Genomic DNA, 21243 nt, shown 5'->3' with positions numbered 1-21243 from the left:
GATCATTCTTAAAGTCTAAAATAACGCTTTGCATTATCATAGCAAATGTTTGTCACATACTTCTCTAATAATGCCATATCTTTCGGTACTTTACCTTCTTCTACCCACGTTCCAAGTAAATTACACAGTATCCTTCTGAAGTATTCATGTCTTGGGAATGAAAGGAAACTTCTCGAATCCGTTAACATGCCAATAAAATTGCTAATTAGCCCAATATTAGCTAATGTTTTCATTTGGTCTTCCATGCCATCGATGACATCATTAAACCACCAAGCGGTTCCAAACTGAACCTTCCCTGCAATTTCAGAGCTTTGATAATTACCCGCCATGGAAGCTAACACAGCATTATCATTCGCGTTTAAGCTATACAAAACGGTTTTAGGTAATTTATCTTTGCTTTCTAACGCATTTAAAAAATTAGAAAGTTTATTGGCAATAAGCAGGTCACCTATTGAGTCAAAACCGGTGTCTGGACCAAGTAGATTCAACATTCTTGTGTTATTATTTCTCAACGCACTTAGATGAAGTTGCATTACCCAGCCTTTGTCAGCGTATAATTCACCTAGTGTTAGTAATGTATATGTTTTATATTGCTCAATTTCTTTTGCAGTCAGTTTTTCACCTTGTAAGCGTTTCTGGAAAACGGATGCTGCTTCCTCTTTTGTAGCCTGCTCGTAAAACATAACATCAATACCGTGGTCGGAACTTCGGCAACCATGCTCATCAAAATAATCGACTCGGCTTATGAAAGCATCTAATAGTGCATCATACGTTTCAATCGTAGAATTTGTTGCCTGCTCCAATTTCCCTACCCATGATAAAAACTCATCTTTTTCAATATTCAACCCTTTATCTGGTCGGAATGAAGGCGATACAGTAATTTCAAATCCTTCTTTATGTAACGCTTTATGGCTTGCTAAATCGTCTGTTGGATCATCCGTTGTTCCAACAAATTCAACTTTATCTTTTTTTAGAAGTGATCGAATGGACATTTCCTTTGTCGCTAACTTCTTATTTGCTTCTTTCCAAATAGCTGGTGCTGATTTTTCATCCAAGACCTCATCTATATCAAAATAATGAAGGAGTTCTAGATGAGTCCAGTGATACAATGGATTGCCAAATGTGTTTGGAACGGTTTTAGACCACGCTAAAAATTTCTCATATCCACTTTTATCTCCTGTAATATAAGCTTCATCAATGCCATTAGCGCGCATCGCTCTCCATTTATAATGATCCCCACCTAGCCAAATGTCAGACAGGCTTGTAAAATTCTTATCTTCTAAAATTTCTTTTTGATTTAAATGGTTATGATAATCGATAATCGGTAAACCTTTAGCCGTACCATGAAATAGGATTTTTGCTGTTTCATTGAATAGTAAAAAGTCATCTGTAATAAATGTTTTCAACGTAATCATCCTTCCATCCTTATTAGTTTGTATGGCAAACAAACTGAATAGTATCTATCATATATAATAGATGTAAACGTTTTACTTTACAAGTCTTTATCAAACCTTCGAAGTATTCTTGCTATATCTCCATGAAATAACAAATATATTTAACTTTATATATGAGTCAATTTCATAATTGGACAACTTAATTTAAAACCCGAACAAGGTTGATTTCCGCTCCAGACGGACGCTTTCCGCGGGCACGGCTTCAGCCTCCTCGCCGCTGCGCTTCTGCGGGGTCTTCAGCTCGTGCTGTTCCCGCTGGACTCGCCGTCTTCCGCTCCAATCAACGAGAGTAGGATATCGATTTAACAAGTATTAAAATAAATAACTATATAATCGTTCGCTTTTCCAGTCAAAACAAGTAATTATGAAATTGATTCATATTGGATTGCATATTTTTAGAGTACTCCGACATACTGTTTTCATGAAAGACATACCTTTAACTATACTTCTCTATAAAACCATAAACAGCTCCTAAAAGATTTGCATTTTGACGAAATTTACACGTATTAACATGCGGTTTAATCTTTGCAAGATTGATAGTAGTTATTATTTTATCGAGTTTTTCATCTATTTTCACTATTAAATCTTCCCGTGCACTTATTCCTCCACCAATTAAAATAATTTCAGGATCATAAATATACTGTAAGTTATAAATGCCTATCGCTAATAGATGATAAAATTCATCGATTGCCTGCTTACAATCTTCGTCCCCTGAATCTGCTAGCATAAAGATTTTTTCACCGGAAAGTGAATTCATATCTACCTTTTTTTTCTGAGCGACTTTTTTAACAAGTGCTTTTGTAGACGCTACTCTGCTCCAAACATCGTCACTCCCTTTGACATCAGATGTTAACAGCATATAACCAAATTCCCCGCCATGTAAGTTGGCTCCTTTATGCAATAGACCATTTTTAATGATTGAACCCCCAATTCCTGTACCAATTACGATGACAAGAACATCTTTTTTCCCTTTAGCTGAACCATCCCATAGCTCCGAATAGGCAGCACAGTTAGCATCGTTTTCAATAAAAACTGGTAATTTCACATTTTCCCCAATCAACTCCTTAATATTGGGTCCATGTAGATAGCGTACTGCACTTGAACCATAAATAATTCCTTCGTCAGATACAGCTCCAGGGCAACTCACTGCTACTCCAATCACTTCTTGATGAGAAAAACAAACTTCCTTAATGAAGTTTAATAATTCATCTAGAGTACCTGGTGTTTTAACTGTATTTGTTTCCAGAATTACTGCATTTTCACCAATTACCCCATACTTTAGAAATGTTCCACCAATATCAAAAGATAAGTATTTTTTCATTGTTTTATCCTCCACATTTTTATTTATTAGTTATACATGGCAAACGATACTAATATAAAAATATTTCGTTGCCTCTTCGAGATGACAACGAAATATTTTTATATCTTGCTCTTTTATTAATCATTAAATAGTTAGAAATGCCATTCATACTTTGAAAATCATTTGATGAAATTATCATCTACAGCCTCAAACTGTTCCGTTTCTATTAGTTGCTTATACCAGTAAGCAGATTTTTTCATGGCACGATTCCTATTATTCTCCAAATCAATCTCAACTAATCCATACCTGTTTTTAAATGCATTCATTGGTGAAACATTATCTGAAAAAGCCCAAAGCATGTAGCCAATACAATTTGATCCAGCTTCAATTGATTTCAATAACCACTTCAAATGGTCACTGATAAATTCAATTCTATAATCATCTTGAATCACATTTTCTTTGTTTTTGTACTTATATTCATCTTCCACACCCATACCATTTTCGGCGATAAACCATTCGATATTACCGTATTCTTCTTTCATTCGCATGCCCATATCAAACATAATTTTCGGATATATTTCCCATCCACGAAATGGATTCATTTTTCTACCTGGAAGATCGAACTTGTCATAGTAATATTCAGGATGAAACGGCGTATCTTCATTCCAAGATGAAGAACGAGACTTTACACGGGCTGGAAAATAAAGATTTATCCCAACATAGTCTACAGTATTCCCCTTTATCAGTTCCAATTCTTCTTCAGTAGAATCAAATGTAATATCATGCTTTTCCATTAGCTCAAACAACTCTTCAGGGTACTCTCCTTTGATAGCTGGATCCAAGAATACTCGATTGAAAAACAAGTCATGAATTCTTGCCGCCTTTTGATCATGTTCTGCTGATGAACGGGCATATGTGACCTCGGGGTTTAAAATAACTCCTATTTTAGATCCGGTCTTTTCCTTTAAACCCATTTCCTTAAATAGTTTAACTACTTTAGCAGTGGCTAATCCTTTGTTGTAGTTCCACTGCATCCACTTTTTAGTATTTTGTTCAAATGGCCAACGGATGGCGTCTAAATATACACGAGTTTGAACAACTACTGGCTCATTAAATGTAAACCAATGCTTCACACGGTCTCCATAGCGCTCAAAAACTTTTTCTGCATATTTAACAAATAACTCCACAACATGTTTAGATCCCCAACCACCATAGCTCTCAAATAAAACTCCTGGAGTTTCATAGTGTTCCAAGCAAATCATTGGCTCAACGCCACTAGCAATTAGTTCATCGATAACGTTATCGATGTAACTCGCGTATTCTTCATCGACTTCTGCATTTTCATAATCGACTAAAAAACGGGACCAATTAATCGACGTTCTAAAATGTGTAAGCCCAATTTCTTTCATATACCCTATATCTTCTTTGTAACGATTACGAAAATCTGTGGCAACTGCCGGACCATATCCTTCATGCCAGACATGTTTATTGTTTTTGTACCAGAGGTCAATATATGAATCTTGAAATTCCTTTTTACCTGACCATCCTTCTGTTTGCCAAGCCGATAGCGCTGCGCCAATCATAAAATCTTCTGGTATCTTAACTGTAATAGTGCTCATCTTTGTTTTCCCCCCGATTTTGTCTTGAGTGAATTTTATACTGAAATATTTTCATTCACGTAACTTCTTATTTTGTCATCATTAGCTTTCGATATGTCATCGGTGTCAGATTTGTAAATTCTTTGAACACTTTAACAAAGTATTTATACTCCTTGAAACCAACAAGTTCTGCTATCTCATGCACCTTAAATGGCGTTTCACTAAGTAATTTTTTTGCTTCTTCTATTCTTAAATCATTTATATACTCATTGAAACTTTTACCTGTCTGTTGATTGAATAGGGAACTGAAGTAATTCGGCGAAATATTTATAATATCGGCTACTTCATGTGCTCTAATATTGGATTTATAGTATTCTTTTATATATTCTTCAGCTTTTCCAATCAACCAGTCCGTTTTATCATTATTTTTCAAATTTAACTGACCGATACTCGTGGAAGAATGAACGATAATAACATTCTCTTTTAGATCCAAATGACTTATCATATCGGTTAATTTCTGCTCGTTTCCTATTTCTTGTGTTAATTTAACGACTCTACTCACTAGCTCTTCTATGTTAACCGGCTTTAATAAGTAGTCCTTTACACCTAGTTGAATCGCTTTTTGAGCATAGGAGAATTCATCATAACCACTAACCATTATCATTCGAATCGTAGGGTAATGTTGATGAATAAAGGCAGCCAATTGTAGACCGTCCATATTTGGCATCCTGACATCAGTGATAACAAGATCGACATTCCCATGATTTTGCACTTTTAGAATCGCATCTTGACCATCATGAGCAATATCAACCACTTCAATATTGTATTTCTCCCATGGAATCGTATCTCTTAAACCGCGACATATAATGGGCTCATCATCGACAATTAGCATTTTGAATATCATGGGTTATTCACCTAATCCTCTTTTATGAGTACTTTTAAATTATCTCCATCAAGAAGTGGAAGAACTAGCCGAAATGCTGCCCCTTCTTTCGTTTCTAGTAAGATCAGACTATACTCTTCCCCAAAGGCAATATTTAAGCGATCCCTTAGGTTTTTTAAAGCATATCCGGTAGATTCACCAGATGTAGGTTGGAATCCCCAGCCATTATCAATTACATCAATCCACAATTGATTATCTACTTGATAACATCGAATGTTGATAATCCCTTGTTTAAAATAATTATTAAAGCCGTGCTTAATACAGTTTTCTACTAACGGTTGGATAATTTGTTTCATAATAAACTTTTCTTTAACCTGATTATCTATGAATATACTGAAAGCCAAACGGTCTCCTAAACGACTTTTTTGCAATTCAAGATAAGCTTTTATATATTCAATCTCTTTTTCCAAGGGTATCCACATTTTCCCGTTATTTAGATTCATCCGAAAAACTTTAGAAAGCCCTTCAATTAAATTTCCAGTTTCCATCGCATTTTCCAAACGTGCTGTCCAGCGAATCATATCTAAAGTATTATAAAGAAAATGTGGATTTATCTGACTTTGAAGTGCTTTTAATTCAGATTCTTTTTGTTTAATTTTCAGTTTATATTCTATATCAATAGATTTTTGTATTGTTTTCACCATTTTATTAAATTGCATTCCCAATATACCAATTTCGTCTCTAGTTTTCACATCCACACTAGCCAAAAAATTTCCCTTTTCAACTTGCATTGTTTGCCTTGTCAATTCTGTTATTCGCTTGATATAGGATCGATAGAAACCTATAAAAGCAATTATTCCTAATACCAAAAGTAGAACTATCATATTTTTTATAGAAGCCCGAACGGCATAAAGTTCCTTTACAAGTTCTCCCTCGTCTACAACTGCTACAGATAACCAATTCGTACCTTCTAGTTTCTTTTTAACACTAAGGTAGCCACTTTTATCTTTTTTATAACTATAAGCTGAATCCTTACCATTTATAACCCAATCTTTCAGCTCTTCATTTGGATATTGCTTGCCAACAAGTGATTGATCGTAATGAAGAACAACATCTCCTCTTGTCGACAGCACAAAATAGTTCCCTTGTTGTAGAGGGCGTTTTGCTTTAATATCATTAAATAGTATTGATTGGTCTATGCGGATTCTTACCCCTCCGATAGGTTCGTTAATGTGATGAAGATCATTAATAACTCTAGTCAAACTAATGATATGTTTTCGACCACCCCAGCCACTAGTAACCTCGTATGAGTCACTCCATACTGGAATTCCTTTCCCCTGAATAGCTGTCTCATTCGAAATTTGCCCTTTTTCTGTAATTGGCTCACCTACCGTTATCATATTGCCGTCTTTCCCCATTAACGAAACTGAAGAAATGTAATCACGAGACATAAGTTGGAAAGTGAAATAACCATTTATTGATTTGATTGCATTTTTATATTCAATCTGGGACAAATCTTTTTGGGATGTCTTAAAAAAGGTTCGAAAGCTTTCATCATAAATCATATAAGAAGTCATACTTTCAAGTTCTGTTATGATTGATGTAATATGCTGCTCATTCTTATCAAGTCTTTCCACTATATCTTCTATCGCTTGGTTTTTTAGAGCTATAGTTGTTTGATAATAAATAAATAAACTAAATAAAACGGTTGGTAGTGTTATTAACACTAAAAAAAGTACAACAAACTTCTTCTTCAAGCCCCAGTTTTGCAACATTATACATCAACCTTTACCATTTGCTCCCTTCAGCTTACCCTTTTACAGCACCTGCTGTCATACCTTTTACGATTTCTTTTTCCAAAAGTAAATAAAAAATAACGATTGGAACTAACGACATCGTCAATCCTGCCATTTGTGCTCCATAATTAGTTGTAAATTGACCAGCAAAGTTCGCTAATCCTAATGGCAAAGTTTGTAATTCAGGATCATTAATCAATACTAAAGCAAATGAAAATTCATTCCAATTATAAATAAAATTAAGTATAACGACAGTTGCTAAGGCTGGACGAGACATAGGCAGTATGATTGACCAGAATACACGAAATATCCCACAACCATCCATAATGGCTGATTCTTCTATATCCTTTGGAAACGCCTTCATAAAGCTTGTTAAAATAAAGATCGTAATCGGTAAATGAAACGCGATATATGGAAATATCAATGTTATCGGAGTATCAAGCAAACCAAGATTTCTCATTAATATAAACATAGGTACTAATGTTGCATGTATAGGTATTAATAATCCAAAAATGAAGAAGCTATAAATAAACTTATTCATTTTGAAAGTAAACCTAGATAAAAAATAGGAAGCTAATGCTCCTAGTAAAACAGTTATGCCTGTAGCGGTAATGCAAATAAAGATACTGTTTTTAAATAAAACCCCTAAATTAGCAATATCCCAAGCATTTATGTAATTTTCCAAAACAAATACCTTTGGAAAGCCGAATTGGTTTACAACGAACTCACTTTCCGACTTAAATGAGTTAATGACCATCCAAACAATCGGATAAGCATTCACTAAAGAAAATATACCTAGTATAGTGTAAATAATAGTGTTTTTTATGCTTTTTTTCTTACTAGTTAAATCCTTTGTCCTTGTATCTTTTTTGGACTTTACAACTGTTTCCACTATAATTCCTCCCCCCTTATATCATTTTACCCTTAAACACTTTTGTGACGATAAATATTAAAATAAGACTGAAGAAAAATATAAATACAGAAACAGCACTACCATATCCGTAATTTAGTTTACTAAATGTCTCATTAAACATATATAACGCCATAACTTCTGTAGAATGTGCTGGACCACCATTTGTCATTACATAAATTAGATCGAATGTTTTCAAACTACCTGATATACATAAAATCACTGCAACGATGATTGTACTCCAAATCATCGGTATTGTAATTTTAAAAGTAGTTACCCATTCTGAAGCACCATCCATTTTTGCAGCTTCTAATACTTCCTCCGGGATATTTTGTAAGGCAGCTAGGAATATAATTAAGTAAAGCCCAATAAATTGCCAAATGATTGTGACTAGAACTGCAAACATGGTCCATTTCGTATCGCCTAGCCAATTTTGAGTCAATCCATCCAATCCAACAGTTCTTAATAATTCATTAAGCATTCCATTTTTGGAATTATAAATAAGACTCCAAGTTAATGAGATAACAACTGTAGACAAAACAACTGGCAAAAAGCCAATTGTTCTAAAAATCCTAACACCTTTTAGTTTTCTATTTAATAGAAGTGCTATGAATAATGCTATTGGAATTTGCCCTAAAACAGATGCTGTAACTACATAAACGTTATTCTTAACCGAACTCCAAAATAAGGGCTCTTGAAATAACCTTTTAAAATTATCAATCCCCACAAATGTCATATCAGAGATGCCATTCCATTCCATTAAAGAATAATAGAAGGATTGAATAATCGGTAATATCGCAAACAAAATATAAAGTACCAAAGCTGGTAGCAATCCAATAATTATGGCTACCTTACTTTTCTTAGTTAAGTGCAAGGTCTCGCCTCCTATAATTCACAGGTCGCCGAAAATGGCGACCTGTACAATTTCCGCTTTATTACTACTACTTCTTTTTCTCCCATTCTTTTTGCATTTCCTTAGCTAATTCCTCTGGTGTTTTTTCACCTAATGTAATTGATTGGAGCCCGTTATTAATCATATCTGTTAATTCTGGTGTCAGGGTTGCATCATACACTGGTGACAAACCACCCTGTGCATAGCTATTTGCATCACGAAAAACTTGAGGTATACTATCATCCATTTTCACATCTGCCGGAACAATAATATTTGCTTTTACAAGTTGCTGATACAGCTCATCGCTATAGTAGTATTTCAAAAATGTAAAGGCTGCCTCTTGCTCTTCATCGCTTAAATTACTATTAACTGCAATTCCACCACCTGCGACACCTGATATTTTTGAAGCGTCTCCCTCTCCACCTTCGAATGTGGGAAATGGAGCGACTCCTATATTATCTAAGTTTTCTACACTCCCAATAATTGGACCAAGCGCCCATGATCCTGCAAAGTGCATTGCCGTTTCTCCTTTGATAAATTCACTTCTTGACTGTGCTTCATCAATCGTATTCATATCTTCATTGAATGCATTTAATTTAGTCAATTCATCTATCACAGATAGGGACTTAATGAATTGTTCATTTTCAAAAGATACAGTTCCATTTAATGCTTCTTTCAAAAAGTTGCTCCCAGTATGACGATCAGCAATAGTAGAAATATATACGGATTGCAAAGGCCAAATTGATTTGTTACCAAGTGCAATTGGAGTAATATCTTTGTCGTTTAGTGCTTGTATCAGCTTTTTCAACTCTACATAAGTAGATGGGAATTCATCATATCCAACTTCTTGTAACAAATCTTTAAAATAGTAAATCAAACTCGTTTCACTAATATTAGAAGGTATCGCGTAGTAATTTCCATCTAAAGCATAATCCTGTAATATAGAATCTGGAATTACTCCATCCCAATGATCAATGATCGAATTAAGCGGAAGTAATGCGCCACCTTCCGCAAGCGGAGCAGTTCGAGCCCCCGGCCAGACCCGCATCATATCCGGAAGTTGTTTTCCTGCGGCTTGCGTTCTTAGTTTTGTTTCATATTGATCATGTGGAATACTTTCTACTTTAATTCGAATGTCCTTATGTTCTTCATTAAACTTAGCAATAATTTCTTTATAAACTGTATTTTCCGGTCGATCTTCAGTCCAATCATTCCAAAGCGTCAATTCAATTACACCATCTGTAGAGGAATCTTTATTACTGCCACAGGCTGCTAAACTTAACACCATGAATACCCCAAATATTATTAATCCAATTCTCTTCACAAAACTTCTCCTCCTTAATGTAAGCGCTTAAATAGATTTTAACGCTTTTTCTATTAATTTATATCCTATAAACCTATGAATTCATCCAATATTCTCTGAATACTAATTTCTCTCATAGTTTAACTAGTCTGAAAAGCATGTTTTGGAGTTGCTATATAGCAAAATCAAGATCAAATTGTTTGGCACCGCCCAAAATGGCTTGTGATATATGTATTGCTAACCATCAAAGGACACTCTTCTTGATTCATAGTTACATAGACATGGTTTGATTTCAACTTAGCACGAAAATATTTCTTTATGAGTCCATTTGGGAAGCAACCACTATCATATTTAAGCAGTATTGAATATTCACTCAAAGTAGCGTATACTCTACTTAATTAAATTAATTTATTAACTTAAGAGGAGGTATAACTTTGAAGCTGGATTTACGGAAAGAGTTTCAAACTATTTTTGACAGCACTGAAATTCCACGTATATTTTTTGCACCCGGTCGCATTAATTTGATTGGTGAACATACAGATTATAACGGTGGCCACGTCTTCCCTGCCACGATTTCATTTGGTACATATGCACTTGCACACAAACGTGATGATCAAAAGTTACGCTTTTTCTCACTAAATTTTACGCATACTGGAATTATTGAATGTGATCTTAGCCATTTAGCTTATGACGAAGCGCATGACTGGGCGAACTTCCCTATTGGGATGATTAAGTTCATGCGTGACAGCGGATTTATAATTTCTTCAGGGATGGACATTTTATTTTTCGGAGACATCCCCAATGGTGCTGGGTTGTCCTCCTCCGCTTCAATTGAAATGGTCACTGGCGTTTTGTTGGAAGGATTATTTGACCTAGAAATAGATCGTGTCAAGATGATTCAGCTTGGGCAGCAAGTAGAAAATAATTATATTGGTGTCAATAGTGGCATTATGGATCAGTTTGCAATTGGAAAAGGAAAAAAAGACCATGCAATTCTATTAAATTGTCAAACATTAGATTATCAATATGCGCCCATCCAATTGGAAGACCATGTGATTATGATTATTAACACGAATAAGCGACGTACTTTAGCTACTTCAAAATATAATGAACGACGGACACAATGCGAACAAGCATTAGCAGACTTGCAACGGGAACTTTCAATTGAAAGTCTAGGTGATTTAACAAAGGAACAATTCAAACAACATATGTACTTAATTCAGAATAAAACAAACCTAAAACGTGCAAAGCATGCAGTCTATGAAAATCATCGGACGTTAGAAGCTCTGCAGCAGTTACAACAAGGACATATAGACGCCTTTGGTCAATTGATGAATCAATCACATCTTTCACTTCAGCTAGATTATGAAGTAACAGGTATTGAGTTGGATACAATCGTTCATACGGCATGGGAGCAACCTGGCGTGATTGGGGCCCGTATGACAGGTGCTGGATTTGGTGGCTGTGCAATTGCCATTGTTGAAAAGGAGCAAGTGGAACACTTTAAGAACACTGTCAATACTATCTATCATCAAAAAACAGGCTACGAAGCAACTTTTTATACCGCGACAATTGGGGACGGGGCTAGAGAACTTATTGAAGGAGTGATTTAAATGAGTGTATTAGTTTTAGGTGGAGCAGGCTATATTGGATCACATGCGGTTTATCAGCTAATGGACCAGCAATTGGATGTTGTCGTTATTGATAATCTCCAGACAGGTCATAGAGAGGCTGTCCATCCTGGTGCAACCTTTTATGAAGGGGATATTCGTGATATTGCCTTTATGCGTAGTGTCTTTACGAAGGAATCCATTGAAGCCGTTGTCCATTTTGCAGCGAATTCCCTTGTTGGTGAATCTATGGAAATGCCACTGGAGTATTTTGATAATAACGTTTACGGCACACAGGTTTTATTGCAAGTGATGCAGGAATTTCAAGTGAAGAAAATTGTTTTTTCATCGACAGCAGCTACTTATGGGGAGCCTGAAGCAGTGCCGATTACAGAAGACATGCCTACTAACCCGACAAGTACATATGGGGAAACGAAGCTGACGATGGAAAAAATGATGAAATGGTGCGAGCAAGCTTATGGCATTCACTATGTCGCCTTACGCTACTTCAATGTTTCAGGTGCACGTGAATCTGGGAAAATTGGAGAAGATCATCATCCCGAGACACATCTTGTTCCAATCATTCTCCAGACAGCGCTCGGACAACGAACACATATTACTATTTTCGGGGAGGATTATGATACGCCAGATGGTAGCTGTATTCGTGACTATGTACATGTAGAAGACCTAATCCAAGCGCATCTTTTAGCCCTTCAATACTTAAATAATGGGGGGAAAAGCGATATTTTCAATTTGGGGAGCAATCAAGGCTTTTCTGTTAAAGAAATGATTGAAACAGCACGCGCAGTGACGGGCAAAGAAATCCCAACACAAGCAGGTGTGCGTCGCGCAGGTGATCCAAGTATTTTGATCGCTAGTTCTGAAAAAGCTGCTTCCTTATTAGGATGGCAGCCAACACGCACTTCTATTGATAAAATTATTCAAGATGCTTGGAACTGGCATGTCAATCACCCCACCGGCTACCAAAAGGACGTGACAAACGAATGATTTATCAACAGATTACGGGACTTATTCGACAAGCACTTCAGATCGAGCTAATTGAATATGCTGACCAAATCTACGCCACAAACCAGGTGCTTGCCTTACTCCATCTCAAAGCAATGCCGGCACAAATTGAAAATTCGATAGACGATACCATTCCCAATTTACTTGAACAAATCATTGATTATGCTGTTGAACAGGGTATCATTGAAGATGTCTTTGATGACAGAGAAATCCTATCCGCCAATATCATGAATTGCTTTGTGGCAAGACCTTCTGTTATTAATAACATTTTTCAAGAGAAGTATCGCCATTCCCCACAACAAGCAACCGATTATTTTTATGCATTAAGTAAAAATAGCAATTATATTCAGATGAACCGAATCCAAAAGAATATCCAATTTAAAACTGATACAATCTACGGTAAATTGGATATTACGATTAATCTATCAAAACCTGAGAAAGATCCAGAACAAATTAAACGTGAGAGCCAATTAAAGCATACGGTGAATTATCCAAAATGTCTCTTATGCATCGAAAACGAGGGCTACGCAGGTCGAACTGGTTATCCCGCACGCGCCAATCACCGTGTGATAAAAATATCACTCACTAATGAAAACTGGTATTTACAATATTCACCGTATGTCTATTATAACGAGCATAGTATTTTGCTAGCTGAAAAACATCGTGATATGAAAATTGGTAAAGCGACTTTTGAGCGATTGCTTCATTTTATCAGCAAGTTTCCACATTATTTTATTGGTTCAAATGCTGATTTACCGATTGTCGGTGGATCTATTTTAAGCCATGATCATTATCAGGCTGGTAGATATGACTTTCCAATGACTGCTGCCGCCACTGCTTTGTCGTTCGAACTCGATCATTTCTCAGATGTATCAGCGACTATTTTGGAATGGCCACTAACGACCATTCGCTTACAAGGTGTCAGCACCGAGTCATTGATTGAAGCGGCAGACCATATCCTCTCAATCTGGAAAAATTACAATGATGAGCAAGCAAGTATTAGTGCTTTCAGTGGAAATACGCCACATAATACCATCACACCGATTGCCCGTATGCGTGATGGACAGTTTGAACTTGATTTAGTGTTACGTAATAATCGAACAATTGATGAACATCCATTAGGGATTTTCCATCCACATGCTGATGTTCATCACATCAAAAAAGAAAATATTGGGCTGATTGAAGTGATGGGGCTCGCTGTTCTACCCGCTCGTTTGAAGGATGAATTAGTAGAAATTAAGGCATTTTTACAAGATCGACCAAGTACTGTTGCCCCCTACCATCATCAATGGGCGGACCAGCTTAAAGAAAAATATGGACTGTTGGGTGATCTTGTACAAATTGATGCATTTTTAGAACAAGAACTAGGAGCTAAATTTGCTAAAGTACTTGGAGATGCGGGCGTCTTTAAAGATAACCATGCATGTGAACGATTTATCAACAGTATCAATAAAAGGGCGGACGATTGAATGAATATAGACATACAAAACACCGTGAATAACTGGAAATTATTCACACTAACCAATCAGCAGAACATGAGCGTCAGCTTGCTAAACTATGGTGGCATCATTACTGCTATTAACGTTCCAGATCGTCATAACAACATCGAGAACGTCGTACTAGGTTTCAAAAACCATGCAGACTATACCCAGAACCTTAACTTTCTTGGTGCGATTATTGGTCGTGTAGCAGGAAGAATTCAAGCAGCTACTTTTGCCATAGAAGATCAATCCTATAGATTAGAAGCAAATGAAGAAGCCCATCATTTACATGGCGGTGCTGGTGGGTTGCATCAAGTCATTTGGACAGCTGCCCCCTTTCAAACAGAGGATACAGTAGGAGTGGCTTTGTCACATACGAGCGTAGACGGTGAAGGAGGCTATCCGGGGACAGTGGAGATTACTGTTACTTATACATTGACCAATAACAATGAGCTAATTGTCGATTACGTGGCAACTTCCGATAAAAATACTGCACTTACTTTAACCAATCACTCATACTTTAATTTATCTGGGAATATAGGACGGACGATACACGACCATCATGTCACAATCGCTAGTGATGAATTTATTGAACTCGATAATGAATTAATTCCAACGGGTAACAAGCTCGAGGTCACGCATACACCATTTGATTTTCGGACTGGGCAATTGATTGCCGATGGGATTGACTCCACATTCTCACAAAATATCATAGCAAGTCATGGTTATGACCATTATTTTATTTTGAATCCTCAACAACAGGAAGCAATTTATGTTAAAGACGAAGTCAGTGGGCGTGTTATGACAATCAAGACCAATCAACCGGGTGTAGTCATGTACACAGCCAATAATCTGACTGAAGGGCTGGAGCTAACAGAGGGCACATCTAAACGATATGACGGCATTTGTTTTGAAACACAAGCCTCCCCCGCTTCCTTGCATCATGAAGGCTTTCCAACTGTACGGCTAGATGCGCATATCCCCTATGATAAACAGACCGTGTTTTCATTTGGCGTGCTACTAGATTAGATTGCTCAAAATGGACATAATCAATTACGCCTTGGCGTAATTGCGTCGGGATTTTGAATTGAGCTTGAGACCAACAGGATGTAGGTTATGCAGTCGTTGCGACAGGACGTCGCGCACTTAGACTTCCTTCTTGACTCCTTTCAAAATCCCTGACATCCGCCGGAGGCTTTATCTGAGTTCAGCCGGGGTTTTCTGCTGAACTCAGACAAAAGCGTAAAATAGTACCTACCTATTTTACGCTTTTTCTTTTGATAACACTTTCATAAATGCATCATATGTTTTCACATTAATTAACTTTTCGACAAGTGAACTATCATGAATAATTTCCCCTAGCAAATCATACATCCCTTGTAAATCTTCTTGACTATTCTTTTTCACACTGAGTAAACAAATAAATTGTACAGGTTTACCATTCCACATAACGGGTTTTGTTAATGTACAAACCGCTAGAAAGGTTTTATCCGAATTGGGTGTTATAGGATGTGGAATCGCCACTAAATTTCCAAATGATGTCGGTGCTACTTTCTCTCGCTCATAAATTGCATCGAGAAATGTTCCATCAACTAATCCTTTATCCAATAATGCAGTATGCAAAAATTCCAATGTTTCTTCTTGGGATACAAAACTTTTAGTTAAAAACATAAGCTCCTCTTGGAAAAAAGCGTTAAACTTTTGCTTTGAATGCACGATAAATTGTTCTATTTTTCTTATATCTGTATCTCCTAAAATAGCGTTAACGATAATAACAGGGACTGGAAGCTGTTCTTGAATTGGAATAGAACTTACGATAAAGTCAATATCCAGTAAATTATATTGATGTAGCTTATAATATTCAGTAGTGCCTACAAGCTCTAGTCCTTCTCCGAACTGATTCTTCAATTTATAGTAAATTAATTGTGCAGTTCCTAATCCTGAAGCACAAACGATTAAACATTTCTTTGGACCAATCTTCGATTTCCTTCGTTCAATGGCAGCTCCTATGTGAAGCGCAAGATAGCCTATCTCATTCTCGTCAACTTCCATGGCAATCTGCTCATTGATAGTTGCCCCCGCAATAACCCCAGCTTCAAAAGCAAGGGGGTAATTTTTCTTAATATCTTCAAGCATTGGATTCCTAACATTCATACCATATTTAAAACGATTGACTGCAGGCTTTAAATGTAAGCTTAATGCGATAATAAGCTCTTGATCCTCGCTCACCCCTAGGTTTAGCTTGGACTCTATTTTGTCCAACATTTTTACGACTACCTTTGAAATATCTTCCTCTACAACTTCTTTAATAATCTTATTCGTAGCATTCATTTGTAATAAGATTTTCGTACCTAGTAAGTGTAGTGCGATATATGCCGTTTCTTCTTGAGGAAACTCAACTTGAAACCGCTCCTCAACTTTCCTAACAATTTCGCTAGCCACCTGATATTCCTTTTGTCCAAGTATTTCATCTAGATCCGTTTTATATAAAGTAATGTGATAGCCATCTTTTATTCTTTTATAGGCGATAGCCATATGAATCACTAGATTATTAATCGCAATATCCGACACAGTAATTTGATGAATATTGATTTGACTTACAATGATTTCTAATAAAGAATCCAATTCCCCTTGTGATAGCAGCGTAAAGTGAGAGCCGAATAGTTGCCGAGCTATCCCCTCTCTTCGCTCAAATATATATTCAGCCATACAAAAACGGAGCTTTAATTCATCGGCACTGACTTTCAATCCATAATTAGGACGTGCTTCTAAACGAATGTCATACAATGACAGCTTGTTTTTAACATGCACTAAATCATTTTGAATGGTCGATTTGCTAACGTACATTTCGTCAGCTAGATCATCTAGCTTAATGTATCTCTCACTTAAAAGGAAGCGCTTTATGAGATAAATAATTCGCTCCTCTGGTAATTTAGGAATCACTTTTCCAAGTGTAGAATCATCGCCAGAAATTCTTTTTAAATAGCTACGAAATAATTGCTCATCTGTAATCCTTAATTTATATCCTTGCCCCATTATCGAATCAATATTCGCTCCATTATCGACGAGCAATAAATCAAGGGTTTTTATGTCTTCTCTTATTGTCCTAGAAGTAACTTGGTTGATAGTTGCCAAATATTTACCTGTAATAGGTGTTGCTACGGCTACCAATTCTCGAAGGATTGTTTTTATTCTTAAGGTCAACATCAAAGCCAACTCTCCTTACTAGTGAAGCTAAAAAGGCTTTGACCTACAAGTAAGTCAAAACCCCTCCAAAGCTCACTTAATCACTGTACCGAAGGATTATGAAGCTTGAAAATTATTGATGGCTCATAATCCATAATTAGAAACCATTATTTTCGGAAACAGTTTTTATCCAATGGGCGCTCTTTTTAGGAGTTCTTTTCTGTGTTTCAATATCTACTGAGATAAAGCCATAACGATTTTTATAAGCATTCATCCATGACCAATTATCCATAAATGACCACATGTGAAAACCTCGAACATTACATTGCTCTTCGATTGCTTTATGCAACCATTTCAAATGACCACCAATGAATTCAATCCGGTAATCATCCTGAACTTCACCATCGACTATAAACCGTGACTCGTCTTCAACACCCATTCCATTTTCAGCAATAAACGACTCGACATTTCCATAGTTTTCCTTTAGGTTCATCATTATATCATAAATGCCTTTTTCGTATATTTCCCATCCACGGTACTTATTCATTTTCCTACCTGGCATTTCATAATTATCAAAGAACCAATCAGGCATAAATGGACCGTCTGTGTTAGGTAAATGTTCCTTTGCTTTCACTCGTCGTGGTTGATAATAGTTTACGCCAAGAAGATCGACAATCCCTTCTTTTAATAATTTGCTATCACCTTGTTCCGTCACAGGCAACTGATCGTGTTCTCTCAGTATATCAATCAACTCAGCTGGATATTCTCCTAATACGGATGGATCTAAAAAACTACGATTGAAGAATAAATCAGCTCGATTGGAAGCCTGTAAATCAGCCGGATTCTCACTTCTCGGGTAAGATGGCGTTAAATTTAAAACAATCCCAATTTGCCCCTCTTCAAATGAAAATGTGCGATATGCTCTTACAGCTTGAGCATGAGCAATCATCGTATGATAAGCCACTTGGACTGCACGCCTTGCATCAACAACATTAGGATAGTGGAAATCGTACAGATAGCCTCCCTCAACCGGAACAATTGGTTCATTGAACGTGAACCATTTTTGCACGCGATCACCAAATAGGCGGAAACATTCTTTAGCATAGTCTGTATAAGCCTCGACAACTTCCCTATTTTCCCAACCACCTTCTTCTTGAAGTTCCAGTGGCATATCAAAGTGATAAAGAGTAACAAATGGCTCGATATCATTGGCAATCAATTCATCAATGACATTATTATAGAACTGTACAGCTTCGGCATTTACCTTTCCACGTCCAGTTGGAATTAAGCGGGACCATGAAATAGACATTCGAAATGTATTATGACCAATTTCTTTCATCAAACGAATATCTTCTTTATACAAATGATAGAAATTAGAAGTAGACTCAGGACCAACATTATCGAAAAAACGATTCGGTTCTGTTTTATACCAATGATCCCATATATTTAGTCCCTTTCCTCCTTCATTTGCAGCACCTTCAATTTGTGTTGCTGACGTTGCGCTTCCCCACCAAAAACCTGTCGGGAATTTATATTGTACTGACATGCGAATACCTCCATTATTTATTGCGATAAATTTCAACAATTTCTATTGCTAAATCTCTAACAGTCATCGCCGTCATTAAATGGTCCTGAGAATGGATAAGCATCACAGTGATAGGATTCTCTTCACCACTAGCTTCTTTTTGCAGTAATTTAGTTTGATAGCTATGCGCCTTCCCCAACTCTTCTCCAGCTTCTTCGATGAGACGATCAGCCTCTTCAAAGTTTTTTTCCTTCGCTGCTTGTATAGCTTCCATTGCACTCGATTTTCCATTCCCAGCATTTAAAATGATTTGGAATGCTATTTCTGTTATTTTATCCATAGGTTACTCCTTCTTGAAACGATTCCGTAATTTTCCGTTTCACTGTAATCTCTAGCAATGGCGTCAACTGGGGCACCGATGCGAATTAAGACTAATCATGTTTTTTCAAACTTCCTTAATCGCGGGAGGCATCCCCAGACGCCAAGCATTGGTGTAAGGTTCTTTATTTCACCTTAATATCGTAATTATTTTTGAACTTGTTCATTTTCATAGTATTTTTTGTCCATGATTCGTAGGAATGGCCACCAAATAAGCATAACAACAAATAGATTAAAGGCTTGTAACACTCCACCCTGCCATGCATTTCCTGTTGCCAAGAATCCATTCAAAATCGGTGGTGTTGTCCAAGGTACGATAATTCCTGCTGGTGGTGGAACTAATCCTGTTGCCATGGCAAAATACGTAGTTAATGTGACAACAACCGGCGCTACTAGCCATGGAATCACTACTAAAGGATTCAAAATGATAGGTAGCCCAAAGATAATCGGTTCGTTTACATTAAAGATACCCGAAGGTGTTCCTAATTTAGCTAACTCCTTCAATTGTCTACTTCTACCAATTATGAAGATTAGAATAATGACAGCTAATGTCATACCTGATCCGCCCATTCCAACTAGGAATGAATCTATGAATTGCTTTGTAATAATATTTGGTAATTCTGTTCCCGCTTGGAACGCAGCTAAGTTTTGTTCATTCAATGTATACCAGATTGGATCGAAAACAGAGTTTACAATAATTTGACCATGTAAACCGAAGAACCAGAATACTTGAATGAGTAGCACTGCAACAATTGTAGCAGGTAATCCACTTCCTAAGACAGTTAACGGTCCTTGAATGACAGTATAGATAAAGTTCTGTACCGTTTCAAATGTAGTATAACTAAATAGAATTCGGATGATTAAAAATATAGTTAATGTTAACGTAACGGGAATTAATGCACTGAATGATTTTGCTACAGCACCAGGAACACCCGGGGGCATTTTAATTGTCCATTCTTTTTTAACAAAGAAGCGATATAGTTCTGCTGAAATAAAGGCAGTAAATATTCCTAAAAACATCCCCTGAGCCCCGAGGCTTGCAGTCGGGATAACACCTGAAACACCGTCTAAAACTTGTGGTGTCATAATAAGTACAGAGGCTAATGCGATCACACCACCATAAATGGCTTCACCTTTGTAGTGTTCAGTTAACTTATAACCGATACCTACAATAACAAATAGTCCCATTAAACTTAATGTCGCAGCTGAAGCTGGCCCCAAAGCATTTTGATAGGCTGTTAATGCTTCTGCACTTATCACTTTATCAAGAAACGGAAGATTTGCAATAACAACAAATATCGATCCGAAAATAATCAATGGTAAAGCTATCATAAATCCGTCACGCAATGAAGTTAAATAGCGATTATTATTTAGTTTATCTGCTATTGGAAGTAAGAAGTTTTCCAAAAAGCGCATAAATTTATTATTTTCCATCCTGCTCTCCCCTTTATCTGTTAGATTAGTTTTCCATCAATTCTAGCGCTCTATTCAACACTGCTTCACCGTCTAATCTGCCATATGCTAATGTATCAATGACTTCTAACGGTATTCCTTGCTCTTCTGTAACACTTGAAAACTTTTTCTTCAAAAATCTCATTTGCGGACCAATTAATAGAACATCAGCCTTTTCAATTTCCTTCATTGCCTTGTCCTGTGAAACTGCCCAAATATTCACTTCAATTCCTTTGCTCTGTGCAACCTCCTCCATTTTCTTTACGAGTAGGCTTGTAGACATCCCTGCTGAACAAGCTAATAAAATGTTTTTCATCTAAAACACCTCCCTTTCTCTACCAATTAATTGAACATACTATGATTATAGATTGCGAGCGCTTACAACTACACATACTGTTTTTCCATTAGGTGGAGGAAAAGAGTAAGTATTCTAATTTTTAAAGTTGCTA

17 protein-coding genes are annotated in these 21243 nt (G+C 36.6%); 4 read left to right on the top strand and 13 right to left on the bottom strand.

What is annotated here, in order from left to right; all coding sequences use genetic code 11:
* Window positions 1-8: 8 nt before the first annotated feature.
* The 8 genes from uxaC to MKZ10_RS09800 form a co-directional block, all read right to left on the bottom strand.
* Entirely contained in the window at window positions 9-1406 is a 1398-nt protein-coding gene (gene uxaC / locus MKZ10_RS09835; protein WP_342504794.1) for a glucuronate isomerase, read from the bottom strand.
* Window positions 1407-1890: 484 nt separating this feature from the next.
* Window positions 1891-2775, bottom strand: a complete 885-nt coding sequence (locus MKZ10_RS09830; RefSeq protein ID WP_342504793.1) for an ROK family protein — start codon at window positions 2773-2775, stop codon at window positions 1891-1893.
* A gap of 158 nt (window positions 2776-2933) precedes the next feature.
* Complete coding sequence (locus tag MKZ10_RS09825) at window positions 2934-4373, bottom strand: glycoside hydrolase family 1 protein (RefSeq protein WP_342504792.1); 1440 nt, start codon at window positions 4371-4373, stop codon at window positions 2934-2936.
* A 67-nt stretch (window positions 4374-4440) separates the two neighbouring features.
* Window positions 4441-5256: a response regulator gene (locus MKZ10_RS09820; RefSeq protein ID WP_342504791.1), complete on the bottom strand. Its 816-nt coding sequence runs from the start codon at window positions 5254-5256 to the stop codon at window positions 4441-4443.
* An 11-nt stretch (window positions 5257-5267) separates the two neighbouring features.
* A complete protein-coding gene (locus MKZ10_RS09815; protein ID WP_342504790.1) occupies window positions 5268-7010 on the bottom strand; it encodes a histidine kinase in 1743 nt (580 codons plus the stop codon).
* Between the two features lie 34 nt (window positions 7011-7044).
* Window positions 7045-7923 (bottom strand): carbohydrate ABC transporter permease, encoded by an 879-nt coding sequence (locus MKZ10_RS09810; protein WP_342504789.1) that lies wholly within the window; start codon window positions 7921-7923, stop codon window positions 7045-7047.
* 16 nt (window positions 7924-7939) lie between these two features.
* Window positions 7940-8815 carry a sugar ABC transporter permease gene (locus tag MKZ10_RS09805; RefSeq protein WP_342504788.1) on the bottom strand — a complete coding sequence of 292 codons (876 nt, stop codon included), beginning with the start codon at window positions 8813-8815 and terminating at the stop codon, window positions 7940-7942.
* Window positions 8816-8882: 67 nt separating this feature from the next.
* On the bottom strand, window positions 8883-10157 hold the full coding sequence (locus MKZ10_RS09800; protein ID WP_342504787.1) for an extracellular solute-binding protein: 1275 nt from the start codon (window positions 10155-10157) through the stop codon (window positions 8883-8885).
* Window positions 10158-10570: 413 nt separating this feature from the next.
* Here MKZ10_RS09800 and MKZ10_RS09795 point away from each other — a divergent pair, with 413 nt between their 5' ends.
* The 4 genes from MKZ10_RS09795 to MKZ10_RS09780 are packed head-to-tail and all read left to right on the top strand — an operon-like array spanning window position 10571 to window position 15282.
* On the top strand, window positions 10571-11749 hold the full coding sequence (locus tag MKZ10_RS09795; protein ID WP_342504786.1) for a galactokinase: 1179 nt from the start codon (window positions 10571-10573) through the stop codon (window positions 11747-11749).
* Window positions 11750-12754 carry a UDP-glucose 4-epimerase GalE gene (gene galE, locus MKZ10_RS09790; RefSeq protein ID WP_342504785.1) on the top strand — a complete coding sequence of 335 codons (1005 nt, stop codon included), beginning with the start codon at window positions 11750-11752 and terminating at the stop codon, window positions 12752-12754.
* On the top strand, window positions 12751-14241 hold the full coding sequence (galT, locus tag MKZ10_RS09785) for a UDP-glucose--hexose-1-phosphate uridylyltransferase (protein WP_342504784.1): 1491 nt from the start codon (window positions 12751-12753) through the stop codon (window positions 14239-14241). The genes galE and galT overlap by 4 nt, the downstream gene beginning before the upstream one ends.
* The gene (locus MKZ10_RS09780) at window positions 14242-15282 is read left to right on the top strand and encodes an aldose epimerase family protein (RefSeq protein WP_342504783.1); all 1041 of its coding nucleotides are present in this window, start codon (window positions 14242-14244) and stop codon (window positions 15280-15282) included.
* 234 nt (window positions 15283-15516) lie between these two features.
* On the opposite strand, the gene MKZ10_RS09775 is transcribed toward MKZ10_RS09780, so the two are convergent.
* From MKZ10_RS09775 to MKZ10_RS09755, 5 genes are all read right to left on the bottom strand, one after another.
* On the bottom strand, window positions 15517-17460 hold the full coding sequence (locus MKZ10_RS09775) for a BglG family transcription antiterminator (protein WP_342504782.1): 1944 nt from the start codon (window positions 17458-17460) through the stop codon (window positions 15517-15519).
* A 136-nt stretch (window positions 17461-17596) separates the two neighbouring features.
* Window positions 17597-18985, bottom strand: coding sequence for a glycoside hydrolase family 1 protein (locus tag MKZ10_RS09770; RefSeq protein WP_342504781.1), 1389 nt, complete (start codon window positions 18983-18985; stop codon window positions 17597-17599).
* A 13-nt stretch (window positions 18986-18998) separates the two neighbouring features.
* Entirely contained in the window at window positions 18999-19304 is a 306-nt protein-coding gene (locus MKZ10_RS09765; protein ID WP_342504780.1) for a PTS lactose/cellobiose transporter subunit IIA, read from the bottom strand.
* Window positions 19305-19489: 185 nt separating this feature from the next.
* Window positions 19490-20776 carry a PTS cellobiose transporter subunit IIC gene (gene celB / locus MKZ10_RS09760; RefSeq protein WP_342504779.1) on the bottom strand — a complete coding sequence of 429 codons (1287 nt, stop codon included), beginning with the start codon at window positions 20774-20776 and terminating at the stop codon, window positions 19490-19492.
* 25 nt (window positions 20777-20801) lie between these two features.
* Window positions 20802-21110: a PTS sugar transporter subunit IIB gene (locus tag MKZ10_RS09755; RefSeq protein ID WP_342504778.1), complete on the bottom strand. Its 309-nt coding sequence runs from the start codon at window positions 21108-21110 to the stop codon at window positions 20802-20804.
* Window positions 21111-21243 lie beyond the last annotated feature (133 nt).

Source organism: Sporosarcina sp. FSL K6-2383 (genome assembly GCF_038618305.1).
Lineage (GTDB): Bacteria > Bacillota > Bacilli > Bacillales_A > Planococcaceae > Sporosarcina.
Note: the sequence above shows the minus strand (reverse complement) of the source record. Positions and strands in the feature narration are given on the sequence as shown.